Origin of the sequence: Lysobacter panacisoli, from assembly GCF_009765165.1 — a bacterium.
In the GTDB taxonomy this organism is placed as follows: domain Bacteria; phylum Pseudomonadota; class Gammaproteobacteria; order Xanthomonadales; family Xanthomonadaceae; genus Lysobacter_J; species Lysobacter_J panacisoli.
The window spans coordinates 3,292,028-3,306,998 of the sequence record NZ_VLNU01000001.1 but is presented as its reverse complement, the minus strand read 5'-3'; the positions used below and the strand labels follow the sequence as shown (position 1 = coordinate 3,306,998).

The 14,971-nt window shown below is 65.5% G+C and carries 10 protein-coding genes; 4 read left to right on the top strand and 6 right to left on the bottom strand.

What is annotated here, in order from left to right:
- Positions 1 to 1,072 precede the first annotated feature (1,072 nt).
- A complete protein-coding gene (locus FOF45_RS15540; protein ID WP_158986429.1) occupies positions 1,073 to 1,252 on the top strand; it encodes a DUF3653 domain-containing protein in 180 nt (59 codons plus the stop codon).
- Here the strand turns inward: FOF45_RS15540 and FOF45_RS18535 are convergent.
- Entirely contained in the window at positions 1,249 to 1,530 is a 282-nt protein-coding gene (locus FOF45_RS18535) for an HNH endonuclease (protein WP_425481963.1), read from the bottom strand. The genes FOF45_RS15540 and FOF45_RS18535 overlap by 4 nt on opposite strands.
- A gap of 1,026 nt (positions 1,531 to 2,556) precedes the next feature.
- Between FOF45_RS18535 and FOF45_RS15530 the strand changes: the two genes are divergently transcribed.
- Together FOF45_RS15530 and FOF45_RS15525 are read left to right on the top strand one after the other, a co-directional pair.
- Positions 2,557 to 4,143: an FMN-binding glutamate synthase family protein gene (locus tag FOF45_RS15530; RefSeq protein WP_158986426.1), complete on the top strand. Its 1,587-nt coding sequence runs from the start codon at positions 2,557 to 2,559 to the stop codon at positions 4,141 to 4,143.
- Between the two features lie 86 nt (positions 4,144 to 4,229).
- Positions 4,230 to 5,414, top strand: a complete 1,185-nt coding sequence (locus FOF45_RS15525; RefSeq protein ID WP_158986424.1) for a low temperature requirement protein A — start codon at positions 4,230 to 4,232, stop codon at positions 5,412 to 5,414.
- Positions 5,415 to 5,425: 11 nt separating this feature from the next.
- Here FOF45_RS15525 and FOF45_RS15520 read toward each other — a convergent pair whose 3' ends face one another.
- The 5 genes from FOF45_RS15520 to FOF45_RS15500 form a co-directional block, all read right to left on the bottom strand.
- Complete coding sequence (locus FOF45_RS15520; protein WP_199244581.1) at positions 5,426 to 5,857, bottom strand: nuclear transport factor 2 family protein; 432 nt, start codon at positions 5,855 to 5,857, stop codon at positions 5,426 to 5,428.
- A gap of 121 nt (positions 5,858 to 5,978) precedes the next feature.
- Complete coding sequence (locus FOF45_RS15515) at positions 5,979 to 9,083, bottom strand: trypsin-like peptidase domain-containing protein (protein WP_158986420.1); 3,105 nt, start codon at positions 9,081 to 9,083, stop codon at positions 5,979 to 5,981.
- A gap of 417 nt (positions 9,084 to 9,500) precedes the next feature.
- On the bottom strand, positions 9,501 to 11,042 hold the full coding sequence (locus tag FOF45_RS15510; protein WP_158986418.1) for an alpha/beta fold hydrolase: 1,542 nt from the start codon (positions 11,040 to 11,042) through the stop codon (positions 9,501 to 9,503).
- Between the two features lie 114 nt (positions 11,043 to 11,156).
- On the bottom strand, positions 11,157 to 12,704 hold the full coding sequence (locus tag FOF45_RS15505; protein ID WP_233264159.1) for a phospholipase D family protein: 1,548 nt from the start codon (positions 12,702 to 12,704) through the stop codon (positions 11,157 to 11,159).
- Positions 12,705 to 12,762: 58 nt separating this feature from the next.
- Positions 12,763 to 13,977 carry an acyl-CoA dehydrogenase family protein gene (locus tag FOF45_RS15500; protein WP_158986414.1) on the bottom strand — a complete coding sequence of 405 codons (1,215 nt, stop codon included), beginning with the start codon at positions 13,975 to 13,977 and terminating at the stop codon, positions 12,763 to 12,765.
- 354 nt (positions 13,978 to 14,331) lie between these two features.
- Between FOF45_RS15500 and FOF45_RS15495 the strand changes: the two genes are divergently transcribed.
- Positions 14,332 to 14,958, top strand: coding sequence for an alternative oxidase (locus FOF45_RS15495; protein ID WP_158986412.1), 627 nt, complete (start codon positions 14,332 to 14,334; stop codon positions 14,956 to 14,958).
- The last annotated feature ends 13 nt before the right edge of the window (positions 14,959 to 14,971 follow it).

The following is a 14,971-nucleotide window of genomic DNA, read 5'->3' as shown; positions in this document are numbered from 1 at the left end:
GGCTCCATGCCCATGCTTGACGATCTAAGCCCCCGGCAGTGCATCTACTTTGCTGCGCTCCTTGGTGCGCAGGAATGCCGCCTCGCCGTTACTCCGATGCGTCGGTTGACGGAGCAGTTGATCTCACAGCTCTCAGCTCAGGGCGTCATTGAGTCACCAGGTGCGGAAACGCCCTCGCATCCCTCTCAGGAGACCCCGCTTGAAGGTATTCGAGGGTCCTGCAACTGGCACGAGCCGCCGCACGTAACCCTCATGGTCGCGCTCGGCCATAGGCTTAGGCGCCTCCCATTCGATGATGGCGGCGCGCTTGTACGCTTGCAGGTATGGGACGAACTTGCTCTCGCCGAAGCAGAACATTTCCTAGAGCGACAACTGCTACGCCATCGGCTTGATCGAGCCTGGTGTAAGGACGTAGCTTTCGCACATCGTGACACTCACCCTGCGCTGTCGATCGCTCAATGGCGATACTGTTGCTGGGCCGCCGTTAGGCAAGGCGCCGCATTAGCTATGCGGCAGGCCGTTCGCGATGACGAACTGATTCGGGAGTCGATATATGCCGAGCTACGTCGAAGGGCGACCCAACTCTCTCAAGGGCAATGGAGTACGTGTGCGCTCCCGCCCTTCGACCTCACACCCCGGAGCGCCCTTGGGCAACTGACTGCCTTCTTGTTGCTTGGGTCAGCCGAGCTCTACTGGACGACGTCAGCGACAGCGGAGGTAATCGCCAAGCGATAGACGGCCTTGCAGCTCCGCCGGCTTGATTCCCGGGGCGGCGCTCAGCGCGCCCCGATGAGCGCGCGGGGCACTCTCCGTCGCCGTCCAACAGCTGGTAAGTTGGTAGACGCTAATTCGCGTCCTCCGCCCTATTCTTGACCTTAGATCGCGTCTCGGCGGCGCTGATTTGGACGCGACGCGCCCCATCAGCGTCGCAAGCGATTGATCCGCAAGGCAAACCAAGAAGACATTAACTACGGCACACCGACATTTCTGAGGCGTTGGCGCGGCTGTTCTGTGCAGAACTGTCCTGCTTCCGGTCGACATCACGCCCCCTCATTACCCCAGGAGCGCCCGCATGAACTTCGACTTCGAGAACGAATGGTACGGATGGCGGCTGCGAGGCCGCCATCTCGTTTCGGCTGACGGCCAGCGGATGACCATCGAGCGTCTACGCGGACTGATGTGGCGGGATCAGATGGAACTCCGGCTCGCAGGCCTGGCCGACTATCGGTACCGAGGAATCGCTGCGTCTTAACGGTGGTCCTTATGCGGCCGTGCAGGAAGCGTGCTGTGCCACTTGCCGACCTTGCAGCGTTCTTGGACGTGTCGTCGAAACGCCTCCGGCGCTATCAGTACGGGCAAGCGTCCCCGTCGCCAGTTGCAGCACCGACATGCTGCCGCAACGTTGTCCAAGCGCAGCGTTCCGCCCGCAGAGCGAGGCAGCAAGTGCTCGGCAGTACATTCAAACTGCCGCGCTTGCTTCCTGGATAGTCCGTGCACCCTGGCAAATGCAGCGCAATCACGGAGCCACATCGGCTGGTCACAGTAGTAGCAAAGACCATTCTGGGAATGGAAAGCAGCAGAACGCTGCTTGGCAGATCGATTCATCATCAGCTCCAAGTGATGAACCTCAAGCGCTTAAAAGCGGCTTGGGTTCGGGAGCCAGCGATGAGAATCGACTGGGCCGCGCCTCTATAGAGAACGGGCTTGCCTTACGGGCAACAACCCGATTGTGCACGCCAGAGATGACTCGTCAAGCGCGACCAACGGCCGGTCTTGCGTCCAAGTGCCGTTGCCATCGACGAGGCCGTGCGCCTCTCACCCGCTGTCCCAGTCGCTTCCGCGGATCGCCAAGAGCACAGGAGAATGGACATGACATACAGAGCGAAGTTGACGCTCATTGCTGCGGCCTTGGGTGTAGCAATCATCGGTTACTTTGGTAGCACCTGGATTTCACCCAGTGCGTCAGCCCAATCTGCGACGGCGCCCCCTGCCTGCACTTGTGCAAGAGGCAACACAAGCATCTCTCACCTGACGATCCTCGGCTGTCAGTGCGGCGCTGCGCAATGCGCTATCACCGTTACGGGCAACGGCCCCTCACCGAATGGATACGTTACAAACATGGCCTGCTGGAAGCCATAGTCTGTTGTCCAACTTTTCCGTTCCGAGGGTGATCTACAACCTGCGAGCTAATGCCATGCGCTATTCCGCGCGGGCAGGGCCAACTGGCGCAGGTACAAGCGCCAGTTTTGCCCACCTCACTTCCTCGATGCATTCACTAAAGGAAGGGGGCTCGCGCCTACACCCCCTCCCCTCGCTTCCTGCTCCATCAGCCGCAGCCGTTGCGTCGATTCGTCGAGGCGGTGACGGGCGCCACGCACTTCATCAAGGAAGGACCGCCGTCGATCAACAGAGCCCTTGAGCTCCCTCCCCGAATCAATCGCTTCGCGTGCCAATCCGCAAGCCGCGCGAGCGCACTACCCTTAAGTCGCCGGCCAGGCGGATCCCGAAGCGCTGGGCTACCCTGTCGTGCAGCCCCGCATTTCCAGGAGAGGCCGGATGTCCCGGTATTCCGCCTATATCGCGAGCATCGTTCTCACGGTGTTCTTCGCCGTCGTCGCCTTCATCGATCCGGACTGGTGGTGGGTCGCGGTGGTGTTCGGTGTGCTGGCGGTGCTGGGCACGTGGGACGTCCTGCAACGCAGGAGCACGCTGCGGCGCAATTACCCGATCCTGGCCTACTTCCGCTATGGGCTGGAGTCGATCGGGCCGGAGATGCGGCAGTACTTCATCGAGTCCGACACGGCCGAAGTTCCTTTCTCGCGACAGCAGCGCGCCCTGGTCTACCAGCGCTCGAAGTCGGTCAACGACACGCGTCCGTTCGGCACGCAGCAGGACGTGTACGGCCTGGATTACGAATGGATCAACCATTCGTTGGTGCCCGCCGAGATCGAGTCGCACGACTTCCGCCTCACCATCGGCAACCAGGCGCAGCAGCCCTACTCGGCCAGCGTGCTGAACATCTCGGCGATGAGTTTCGGTTCGCTCTCCGCTGCGGCGATCCACGCGCTCAATGAAGGTGCGAAACGGGGCAACTTCTACCACGACACCGGCGAAGGCTCGATCTCGCCCTACCATCGCGGACCGGGCGGCGATCTGGTGTGGGAGATCGGCTCGGGCTACTTCGGTTGCCGCGACGCGGAAGGCCGGTTCGATCCGTCGCGTTTCGCCGAAAACGCGTGCCTGCCACAAGTGCGAATGATCGAGATCAAGCTGTCGCAGGGCGCCAAGCCCGGGCACGGTGGCGTGCTGCCGGGTGCGAAGGTCACGGCGGAGATCGCCGCCACGCGCGGCGTTCCCGAGGGTGTGGACTGCGTGTCGCCGTCGCGACACACGGAGTTCTCAACGCCGATCGAACTGCTGGAGTTCGTCGAACGGTTGCGGTCCATGTCGGGCGGCAAGCCGGTGGGATTCAAGCTGGCGATCGGGCATCCGTGGGAATGGTTCGGCATCGCCAAGGCAATGCGCCACACCGGCCTGCTGCCGGACTTCATCGTCGTGGATGGCGCCGAAGGCGGTACCGGCGCGGCCCCGGCGGAATTCATGGACCACGTCGGCGTGCCGATGCACGAATCGCTGATGCTGGTACACAACACACTGGTCGGGCTGGACCTGCGCGGCAGCATCCGCATCGGTGCGGCCGGCAAGGTCGTCAGTGCGTTCGACATCGCACGCACGATGGCGATGGGCGCGGACTGGTGCAACGCCGCGCGCGGCTTCATGTTCGCGCTGGGATGCATCCAGTCGCAGAGCTGTCACACCGACCGATGCCCAACCGGCATCGCCACGCAGGATCCGACGCGCTGGCGTTCGCTCGACATTCCCGACAAGGCCACGCGCGTGTTCCAGTTCCACCAGAACACCCTGCGCGGCCTGCGCGACCTTCTGTGCGCGGCGGGTCTGGAGCATCCGGAGCAGATCGGGCCCGAACACGTGCTGCGCCGTGTGTCGCAGGTGGAAGTCCGTTCGCTCGGCGCGCTCTACCGTTTCCTGCAACCGGGCGAGCTGGTCACCGGAATTCCGGACCACGCGGTCTTCAAGAGCTTCTGGGATCGCTCGCGGATCGATTCATTTGCATTGAAGTGAACACTGGAGTCAGGTCGAATCCTTTATCGACGAGCGTAGACACCGGCAGTCCAGACTTCCAAACCGTGCCGGGGACCGAAGCCCACATGACACCGCCCTCCTCTCCCCTCCTGCGCCAACGCGGTACCGCGGACGGCAATCGTGTCGCGATGGTCGAGCTGTTCTTCGACCTGGTGTTCGTGTTCGCTGTCACCCAGCTCTCGCACACGCTCCTCGAACACCTGACCCTGCAGGGCGCACTGCGGACGCTGCTGCTGTTCCTGGCGGTGTGGTGGCTGTGGATCTTCACCTCGTGGGTGACCAACTGGCTGGACCCCGATCGCACGCCGGTGCGGGTGATGCTCTTTGCATTGATGCTCGGCGGCCTGTTGTTGTCTTCCTCGATTCCGCAGGCCTTCGAGGAACGTGGGCTGATGTTCGGCGCAGTGTTCGCCGCGATGCAGGTGGGCCGAACCGTCTTCTTCGCCGTGGCGATGCGGGGCCACCATCGCGTGCTGCACGAGAACTTCGTGCGCATCGCCCTGTGGCTGATGATCTCGGGTGCGTTCTGGGTGGCGGGTGGTCTGGCCGAAGAGACGACACGCGTGACCTTGTGGGTCGCGGCGGTCGCCATCGAGTACTTCGGGCCCGCGCTGTACTTCTACGTTCCCGGCATGGGGCGTTCGAGCACCGTCGACTGGGACGTCGACGGCCACCATCTGGCGGAGCGATGCGCACTGTTCGTCATCATCGCGCTGGGCGAGTCGATCCTGGTGACGGGCGCGACGTTCGCCGGTCAGATATGGACCACGCCGACCGTCGCCGCGTTCGTCGTGGCCTTCCTCGGCAGCGTCGCGATGTGGTGGATCTACTTCGACACCGGCGCCGAGCGGGCCAGCCATCGCATCGCGCACTCGAGCGATCCCGGACGCCAGGCGCGACTGGCCTACACCTACCTGCACTTGCTGATCATCGCAGGCGTCATCGTCTGCGCCGTGGCAGACGAGCTGGTGCTCGCGCATCCGGGTCATTTCGAGGGCGATGGGCGTGCCGCGATGGCGGCGATGATCGGCGGACCGATGCTCTATCTGCTCGGCGTCGCACTGTTCAAGTGGGTCTGCAACGAACGCCGCGGGCCGCCGCTGTCGCACTGCGCGGGCATCGTCCTGCTCGCTGCGCTGGCGCCGGCCGCGCTGGCGCACCTGCTGTCCCCGCTCGCGCTGGGGACGGCGACGACGCTGATCCTGGTGATCGTGGCCGCATGGGAGACCATCGCGCTGCGTCGCGCGTGACGGCCGACGCGCTACCTGGGTTTCGAGTACCACAGCGCGTTGACGATGATCCAGCGATCGCCGAACTTGCCCATGTGGAAGAAATCGACGAACCAGGGCGTTTCCGCGCGGACTGACGCGGTATTTCCGGCGACGTCGAGCACCCGGCACGAGCGGTCCCACTGCGCCTTCGGTGTCTTCAACGCGCCTTCCTTCGTCAGCTCGACCAGTTCCTCCTTGCTCATGCGGCGCAGGCCCAGGCGTTCGTCGGGGGTGTCGCCGAGCACGCGACGCTTGGCGAGGTCCGGATGCAGCGAGCGGGCGACACGCGCGGGGTCGCCCTCCAGTTGTCCGTCGACATAGTCGAAGCACGTCGCTTCGACCGCGGCGCGGGTGGCCGGGTCGATCGTGTCGGCAGGAACGGCGGCCGTTACCGATGCAGCGGCCAGCACGAGGCTCATCATGGACACGGTCTGCTCCTTGGAGGCGGGATGGGAAGCAGGCGGTCGATAGACCGCCCTGCTCCGCTCCAAGCATAGTGCCGTGGCGGGTTGCGATGGCTACCCCGCCCTCTCCGACGAGCGCTCAGCATCCGCAATCGCCCTCGGGCTTTCGTGGCTTCGACGGCTTCTTCGGATCGTGCGGCCCGTCGTCGTCGCGATCGCGGCACGGGTCGCACGGATCGTCCTTGAGGTCGATCTCGACGTTGACGCGCGTGACGCGCACCCGTTCGACCGACGGATCGTGCAGGCCGAGGCAATCGAGCAGTTTGCCCGCGGCGTCGCTGCAATCAGGCGGGCAATCGGGCTTGCCGTCCTTGCCCGGCCTGACCGGTACCGGCGGACGATCGGGCTGCTGCACGATCACGCCCGGCGTGCTGGTGTCGTCCGGATCCCAGCTCACGTCCACGCCGTAGCTGCCGTCGCCGCGATCCTTCACCGGGCCGATGACCTCCACGCCAGGGATCGGGTCGACGGTGAAGACGCCGCCTCGTCCCGGACCCAGTGGATTGCCGTAGCGATCGTGCGGAACCAGCACCAGCGTGCCGCGCCGTCCGCCGCCGACGTCGTGTACGTCGACCAGCGTGACCTGCGTGCGCGTCGGATCGATGCCCGGTTCGACATGCACCGACCAGTGCACTTCCCGCGTCGCTCGACAGTTCTCGCCGTAGGTCGCGACCGCACGGAATGTGTAAGTGCCTTCCGCGCGGGTGAAGTCATGCAACGGATGGTTGTAGATGCCGTCCGGCTCCATCGCGCCGTCCTCGTGCGCGCCATCATCGAACAGCGACAGCGTGGTTCGCGTCGTGCCGACCGGCAAGTTGCCGCCGTGACCACGCGCGACAGCCTGAAGCGTGGCGTGGAACGCATCGACCGCGTCGCCCGATGTCGTCGGTGCACGCAGGCCGGCGTCCATCGCCAGCCTTCCAAGCGCGACGGTCGGCGTTTCGGTGATCAGCTCCACGTCGGCATCGTGCGGCACCGTGCCATTGCCGTACTGCAGTGCCACGCGCGGATGCAGCACGTCGCCGGTGTAGACGTGGCGAGGCGCCCCCAGATAGGTGAGCTTCGGTCCACCGATCGCGGTGACGAGGTAGAAGTAGCGCACCTCGCTCGGGAACTGCGTCGTATCGGCGTGCGTGGCGACGCTCGCCTTGACGCTCTTCGTGGCCTTGGCGCTCTTCGCGGACTTGCGGACCTTGCGCAGGATGACCGGGATCTGCGGTTCGCGATCGACGATCAGTTTCCACTGGCCGTCGCGTTCGGTCGCATACGGAAGCGGGATCTTCCAGAACAGCCAGCTGCGGCCGGAGACGGTGCGCACGCGCCGGTCCGCTGCCACCAGCTTGCCGCTCGGCGTGTAGATCCGTGCGCGCAGACGTGTGTCGGGATCGTCCCAGCCAAGGATCACGGTGATGTGTTCCTCACCGCAGACGCGGAACAGATGGGTCGCCTCGGCCTGGTCCTTGCGCAGCACGAATTCCGGATCGGCCAGCGCACCGCTTTCGAAGATGTTGCCGAAACTCAGGCCGAAGAACTTGCGCAGCCCCAGGCCGTCGAGCGCACGCGTGAAATGCCCGCCGTGCTGATGCGCCACGCGCGTCAACAGCGGACCGTCGATGTCGGCATCCGAGCCGAAACCGATCACGTTGAGCTTGGTGGTGCCGAGGAACGATTCGACCTCCTCGATCATCGGCGCGGTGTTCTGCAGTCCGTCGGTGAGCAGCAACATGGCGCGGCCATTGCCCACACTCGCGCCGAAGCCGAGCTGCGCCATGCCCAGGCCCGCACCGATGCTCGTCGCTCCGCCCGCGCTGATCGCACCGATCTGTCCACTCGTGAACGGCGGCGGTCCGACCAGCAGCGGTTTTACCGTGGCCGCGGCGCCGGGCGGACGATCGAGGCCGGCGCCGGAACTGAAAGTCACCAGTCCGAGGCGATCGCCCACCCCTTCCCGCACGAGCTGGACGAACAGCGAGGATGCATCCTGCGCTTCCTCCAGCTTGCTGCGTCCGATCGGCGGCGCGGGCCCGGCCATGCTGCCGGAACGGTCGAACACGATCATCACGTCCAGCGGCGCCGGCGGTGGCGGCGGACTGGTCAGCGCCGACTTGATGCCGGCGAGCTGGGTGTAAGCAACCGTGCACGCGCTGCCGAGGGGCCCGACGCTGAGCGGTCCACGCACCAGTCGTCCGCTGCTGTCGAACAATGCCGAACCCGAACTGCCGCCGCAGTAATCGAAGCCGATGATGTTGGTACCGCCGCCGTGCACGCCCTCCTGGGTCTTCTTCACCGAACCGTTGGGATGGTGCATGGTGAACACGGTTTCGCCCGCCATCAGCGCCGCATCGCGCATTTCCAGCGGCGCCGGCAGTTCGCCTGGCGCGCCATCCAGTCGCACGACCACCCAGTCGTTGCTGGTGTTGGTGCCGCCGGTCGCGGACGTGCCCGATGCGACCTCCTCCACCACCTTGAAGAAACGCGGGTTGTGTCCTGCGGGACGACTACCATCGCATGCGGTCTCGTAGTCGAACGTCACCGACGCGCTGCGCACGTCGCGTCCCGATGGATCGGTGATGCAATGGCGCGCGGTGAGGAACAGGTCGCCCGCGATCAGCGTTCCGCTGCAACTGCTGACGTGGCCGCCGCCACCCGGCGTGAAATCGTGCCCTTCGACGATGATGCCCGTCGCCGCGCGCACGCGGTCGCGTACGGCGTCGGGAATGGTCGGCAACGAACAGCGTGCATTGCGCCATGTGAAGCCAGGATGGCATTCCAGACGGGTTTCGTAGATCGGCTCCTGGTACGGATTGGTGATCAGGAACGGATCTGGATTCGACCGGCTGCCGATCGATGTTCCCGGTGGATTGGCGGTCTGGGTCGGCTCGCCGCTGCCGAACTCCAGCAACCTCGCGCTGCCCGTACCGCCGACGATGCGCATCGTGATCGGACTGGTCGCGCCGCTGATCGGTCGCGACCAGAAGTCGCTGCCGGATGCGGCAGTGAACACATCCGTGTCGTAGCCGAGGTCCACTTCGAGCCGGGCGCCGCCATTGAGCACCACCGAATCGAAGTGCAGGAACACGAAGCGCGGACCGCCGAGCGGACCGGGGCCGGGATTGAGACTGAGCGGTGCGGCGTGTGTGAACGTGCGGCCGTCGGCGACGACGCGTCCTAGCGCGTGGGTCATGGCGATGTCTCCTCATGCGTCATGCGGGGGATCGCGATGCGCGGCGTCCGCACGCAGGCGAGCCGACGTGCGGCTGCGCGGGCACCAGTCAGAGGTATTCGATGGTTGGGCGTCTATTCGCCGTAGCTCGTCCGTGGCATGTGTCGCGCCGTCAAACGCGCGAGCGGTCTGTTCGAATCCATTGATAGCCACGTCACGTCGAACCGCTCGCGGCCAACGCAGCTCGGACGTCTAGGTGAACATCGGTCGCGCGATGGACGGGTTGCTCGCTCGTGAGACGCTTGTGCGCGGCTCGCGCCGCGGTGCGGTACCGCCAGGGCACACATCGCGGTGAATCGGGGTCACCAGGTTACCCCGGGTACCTGAGCACGCGCTGCGCGGACCATCATCGCGCGATGGATTCCGTGTCGCACTCATTCACTCGCGCAGGATCCGCAGCACTTCCGCGATGGCCTGCGCGTTCTCGTGGACTCGATGGCCAGACTCGACCACGAGCGACGACGCAGCGCCGGGAATCAGCGCGCTGTCGAGCGGCACGACGCCGTCCGTCCTTTCCCCATCGCCCGGCCGTACTCCGGCAATGGTGTGATAAGGGAATCCGGGCGACGGCAACAACGCTTCGGCCGCGCGGCGCACGGGCTGCTCCGAACGCAGGGTGGTGATGCTGTTGATCCAGCCTTCCTGGAACAGTTCGCGCACTTCCGGGCGGATGGCGGACGGGTTCGCGGTGGCGATGCGGCGCAGCGCATGCACCTCGGCCGCGCGACGACCGACGATATCGCCCGTGAGGCGCCCCAGCACCGTGCCGGCACTGGGACTTCCGCGATGTGGCGCGGCTAGGAATATCGCGCGCGCGACTCCCGGATAGGGATGGAAGCGGAAGATCCGCGTGACCATCGCAACGTCTTCCGCGCTGGCGTCGAGCGACTCGGGCGGTACCACGAAAGCCGCGTTCCACAACGCATCGCCACTCTGCGCGCACAGCAGCCGCGCGACCACACCGCCCATGCTGTGTCCGACCAGCACCGCGTTCGCGCGCGCCCTGCCCTCGCCGTGCGGATCGAGCGTGCGCCACGCCTCGTCGAGGTACTCCTGCACGCGCAACCGCGCCGCCAGCAACGGTGCATCCGTCTGGTAGACGATCTGCCAAATCTGGAACCGGGCACGAAGATCCTCCGCACCCCACACCGCATTGGACAGGTGCGACCAGATCAGTGGATTGCTGCCCAGGCCGTGGATCATCACCAGCGGGCGCTTGTTTGGATCGAAGTCCTCGAGCAGGTACGCGCCGGCGCGGCGCCCGATCTGCTTGCCGCCGATCAATCCCCACAGGCCCAAACGCTCGAACTTGGAGATATCCATCGCCCACGCGTACGCTGCGGACGTATCGCGGGCGAGTTCGACCCGACGTGAACCGACCATGACGCCGTCGATACCCTGCGGATCGGCCAATACGAGACGCGGTGGCGCATGCACTTGCTCGGGATCGGGCTCGATCCAGGCGGTGAGATTGCGGAACACACCCGAATGCGGCGTGAGCCGCTTCATCGGCTCCTCCTGCCAGCCCGAGGAAAGCGCCGCCAGCGGCACGCCGAAGCCACCACATCCGAAACGCTGGCCACCGAACGCGTCCATCGGCACGTCGCGTGCGCGTCGGATCCGAAACGGCGCGCGCAGGTGCGATGGAATGCCGCGGAACTCGACCTGAAGACGCACCTCCCCAACCTCGACCGGTCCCGGCGCCCAACCGTCCATGCGAGGAATCGCTCGTGAGAGCACTTCGTCGATCGCATGCGTCGCAATGGCCGTGGCCGCATCGGCCAGCGCGTCGTCGGCCGTGTCCATCGCGCGCCAGGCATCGATCGCACAGTTCAACCACGCCTTCGATGCACTTCCGTCGCCCTGCTCGGCTCGCAGGGCCCACGAGCGCGCGGATTCCAGGGATTCGGCGGCGGACATGGACGTCGGCGCGGACGCCGTGGTGAGATCGCCCGATGATCCGGTATTCGACGGTGATGAAGTCATGAAGTGTCGCGGATGGTTGCGTCGATGGGAGGGACGACTGGCGCGGCGCTACAGTTGCGACTCGATGGGCAGCCAGCCCGATGCGCGCGCGAGAACGCGACGCACGAAGCCAGCGTCCGGCTCGGAATCAAGGACGACCGGAGGAGATTGCGAACCGTCGATCCATCGCAAGGCACCGTCCTTCTCCATCTGCACGCGGTAGCTCAGCGCGGGTCCTGCAAGCCGCAAATACTCCTCGCGAAGGTGCCCTGCCATCACCGGATCGTCGAACAGAACGCCCATCTCGGTATTGAGGTTCTTCGAACGCGGATCGACGTTGAAGGAACCGACGAACCCGCGCGAGCGGTCCAGCACGAACGCCTTGGTGTGCAGCGCCGCGCGCGTTCCGACGAACGTCGTCGCGGCATGAACGTGCTCGTTCGTGCGCAGCTCGTACAACTCCACGCCTTGCCGCAGCAGGCGTTCCCGGTATCCCGCGTATCCGCTGTGCACGGCGTAGACGTCGTTTGCTGCAAGGGAGTTGGTGACGACGCCAACCTGGATACCGCGACCGGTCAGCGCCGCGAGCCTCGCCGTCCCGTCTTCGCCCGGCACGAAATAGGGCGAGATCACCAGCGCTTCGCGTTGTGTGGCGGAGATCATCGAGGTCAGCCGCGCGACCATCCATTGCGCGCGATCGTCGTCCGTCGATTTCACGGGCGGATCGGCGACGACTTCGATGCCCGCGCTCCAATGCGGATGCAGGGCGCTGCGGTAGTGCTCGCGAACCAGTTGCGACTCTTCCACGCGATCCAGGTATTGTCGGGCGCGCTCGCCGCGGGCATCGCGAACCACGGCCGCAAGAAGGTCGCGCAGCGCTTTCGGTTCCCGCGCCCCCAGCGTCGCCATCGGCACCGCGGCGGTGCTGTTCCAGTAGCGGTCGAAGATGGCACTCGCCTGCTCCACCGCCGGCCCGAGCAAGAGCAGGTCGAGGTCGCGGAAGTTCACTTCGGCGTCGGCGCTGAAATACTGCTCGCCGATGTTGCGTCCACCGATGACCGCGACCCGACCGTCGGCGATCCACGCCTTGTTGTGCATGCGATGATTCATGCTGACCATGCGCCGGGCCAGCTCGAACGCGCGCCCGATGTTCTCGCGATTGCGGAACGGGTTGTACAGGCGCAGTTCGATGTTCGGATGCGCGTCCAGCGCGAGCAGGTGTGGATCGAGGCCGCGGGCGTTCATGTCGTCGAGCAGGATCCGCACGCGCACGCCGCGCTCGGCGGCATCGTGGGCTTCGCTCGCCAACAGGCGACCGGTGAGGTCGTTGTGCCAGATGAAGTATTGGAGGTCGAGCGTGCGACCGGCCTTGCGCGCCGCGATCGCCCGCGCGGCGAACGCGTCCACGCCATCGACGAGGAAGATCACGCCGGTCCTGCCGGGATGGGCCGCGAGCAGCGGCGACAGCTCGCGATCGAGTTCCGTCTGCGCCGACTGCAACGGCAACGCATGGCTCGGCTCGCCCGTGGCCGGTGGCGCGAGACGGTTCGCGACCAGCACGCCGCCGACGAGCACCGCCAGGATTACCAGCGAGGCAATGGCGAACCAGCTCAACACGCGTCGCACCGTTCCATCCCTGTCCGGCCTCTCCTCGAGGCGATGCCCTCAAAGTAGGTCAGACGAACGCGCTGAATCCCGTGATGGCCCTGCCCACGATCAGCGCGTTCATCTCGCGGGTTCCTTCGTACGAGTAGAGCGCTTCGGCATCCGCGACGAAACGTCCCACCTGGTGGTCCAGCAGGATGCCGTTGCCACCGAGCAGTTCACGCGCCCAGCCCACCGTTTCGCGCATGCGCACCGTGCACACGCCCTTGGCGAGCGAGGCGTGCTCGTCGCGCATCAGGCCCTGGTCCTGCAACTGCGACAGGCGCAGGCACAGCGCCTGCGTGGACGTGATGTTGCACAGCATGCGGAACAGCAGGTCCTGCACCAGCTGGAAGCTGCCGATCGGCCTTCCGAACTGCACCCGGCGTTGTGCGTACCTGAGCGCGTGCTCGTACGCGCCGCGTGCACAACCGACGGATTCCCATGCGACGCCCGCGCGCGTCGTCGCCAGCACACGCGCCGTGTCCTTGAACGAGTTCGCGTTCTGCAGGCGATCGGACTCGCTGACGCGGCAGTTCTCGAGCGTGATCAGGCCGTTCTGCACGACCCGCAGCGCCATCTTGTGCAGGATCTTCTCGACGTGGAAGCCCGGAGTGGCGTTCTCGACGATGAACCCCTTGACCTGGCCGTCGTCGAGGTCGCGCGCCCAGATGATGGTGAGATCACCCCACGTGGCGTTGCCGATCCACTTCTTCTGGCCATTGAGGATCCAGCTGTCGCCATCGCGCTTGGCCGTGGTGGTGAGGCCTCCGGCGGTACCGGAGCCGACTTCCGGCTCGGTCAAGCCGAACGATCCGACCTTCTCCAGCCTCGCCATCTGAGGCAGCCACTTCTGCTTCTGCTCCTCGGATCCGCACAGGTAGATCGAGCCCATCGCCAGCCCGGTGTGCACGCCGAAGAAGGTGGAGATCGACGAATCCACCCGCGCCATTTCCATCATCACGAAGCCCAGGAGGGCCGAGCTGCACGGCGTGCAGCCGTATCCCTCGTAGGAAAGTCCGCTGATACCCAGCTGCTTGAACCCGGGCAGGATCTCGAACGGGAACTCGTCGCGCTCCCAGTAATCGGAAATGATCGGCTGGACGTCCTGCTCCATGAAGGCGCGGACCTTCAGGCGGATCTCGTTCTCCTCCTCGGACAGCGTTCTGGCGAAGAGGTAGAAGTCGCCGTCGACTTCCGGAAGCTGGGCGGGAACCTTGTGGGCGGGCGTGTCGGCTGGACTCATGACTGCATTCCTCTATCCGCCGACCGGGATCGGCTCGTGGGTGCCCGCAGCGGCCGCGTCAGCGGGCTCGCCGTCGTGGGAATGGCGGTCGGCATCCGGATTTCGACTGCGGACCGCATTGCATGACCCCGATGGTAGGAAGACGGGCTCGCGGCAAGAAGTCGTGCCCGGATCAACAACGTGTTTCCCATTGGGAACTGAATACGCTCTCTGCGCGGCTCCGGGCGGCCTTGTCGGCGCCGTACGGTGCGCGGCGGTCAACAATGCATGTCCTGCGCACCGTCTTCCGGCACGCGCCGGCGCCCCCAAAGATTGCGCATCCGCCGTTGGCGGCCTTTCCGACTGGAGACACGAATGAACGCTGGCGACCCGATTCCGGTCGACGTCCACCACCCGGTGCGCAACCTTTCTGATCGGGTGGCCTATGGCACCACGCGGGCCCTGCGCTTCTTCGCCGACACGCTGTTCGCCAAGCGCTACGGCAATCGCGCGATCGTGCTGGAGACGGTCGCGGCGGTGCCGGGCATGGTCGGCGGCGCGCTGCTGCATCTGCATTGCCTGCGCTGGATGCGCGACGACGAGGGCTGGATCCGCGCCTTGCTGGAGGAAGCCGACAACGAGCGCATGCACCTGATGACCTTCATGGAGATCGCGCGGCCGAGCTGGTTCGAACGCATGATGGTGCTGGTCGCGCAGGCGCTGTTCTTCACCTTCTTCCTGACGCTCTACCTGGCCTCGCGACGCACGGCGCACCGGCTGGTCGGCTACTTCGAGGAAGAGGCGGTGGTGAGCTACACACGCTATCTCGAGGAGATCGACGCCGGCCGCATCGACAACGTTCCGGCGCCGCCGATCGCGATCGGGTACTGGAAGCTCGCGGACGATGCACGCCTGCGCGATGTCGTCATCGCCGTGCGTGACGACGAAGCCGGCCATCGCGATGTGAACCACGCCATCGCCGGACAGCAGGCGTTCCCGTAAAGGCGGCACAACG

Bases quoted from the DNA above. Each gene is read 5' to 3' on its own strand.
- FOF45_RS15540 (WP_158986429.1), top strand. From the start codon at position 1,073: ATGAACTTCGACTTCGAGAACGAATGGTACGGATGGCGGCTGCGAGGC.
- FOF45_RS18535 (WP_425481963.1), bottom strand. From the start codon at position 1,530: ATGTGGCTCCGTGATTGCGCTGCATTTGCCAGGGTGCACGGACTATCC.
- FOF45_RS15530 (WP_158986426.1), top strand. From the start codon at position 2,557: ATGTCCCGGTATTCCGCCTATATCGCGAGCATCGTTCTCACGGTGTTC.
- FOF45_RS15525 (WP_158986424.1), top strand. From the start codon at position 4,230: ATGACACCGCCCTCCTCTCCCCTCCTGCGCCAACGCGGTACCGCGGAC.
- FOF45_RS15520 (WP_199244581.1), bottom strand. From the start codon at position 5,857: ATGATGAGCCTCGTGCTGGCCGCTGCATCGGTAACGGCCGCCGTTCCT.
- FOF45_RS15515 (WP_158986420.1), bottom strand. From the start codon at position 9,083: ATGACCCACGCGCTAGGACGCGTCGTCGCCGACGGCCGCACGTTCACA.
- FOF45_RS15510 (WP_158986418.1), bottom strand. From the start codon at position 11,042: ATGTCCGCCGCCGAATCCCTGGAATCCGCGCGCTCGTGGGCCCTGCGA.
- FOF45_RS15500 (WP_158986414.1), bottom strand. From the start codon at position 13,977: ATGAGTCCAGCCGACACGCCCGCCCACAAGGTTCCCGCCCAGCTTCCG.
- FOF45_RS15495 (WP_158986412.1), top strand. From the start codon at position 14,332: ATGAACGCTGGCGACCCGATTCCGGTCGACGTCCACCACCCGGTGCGC.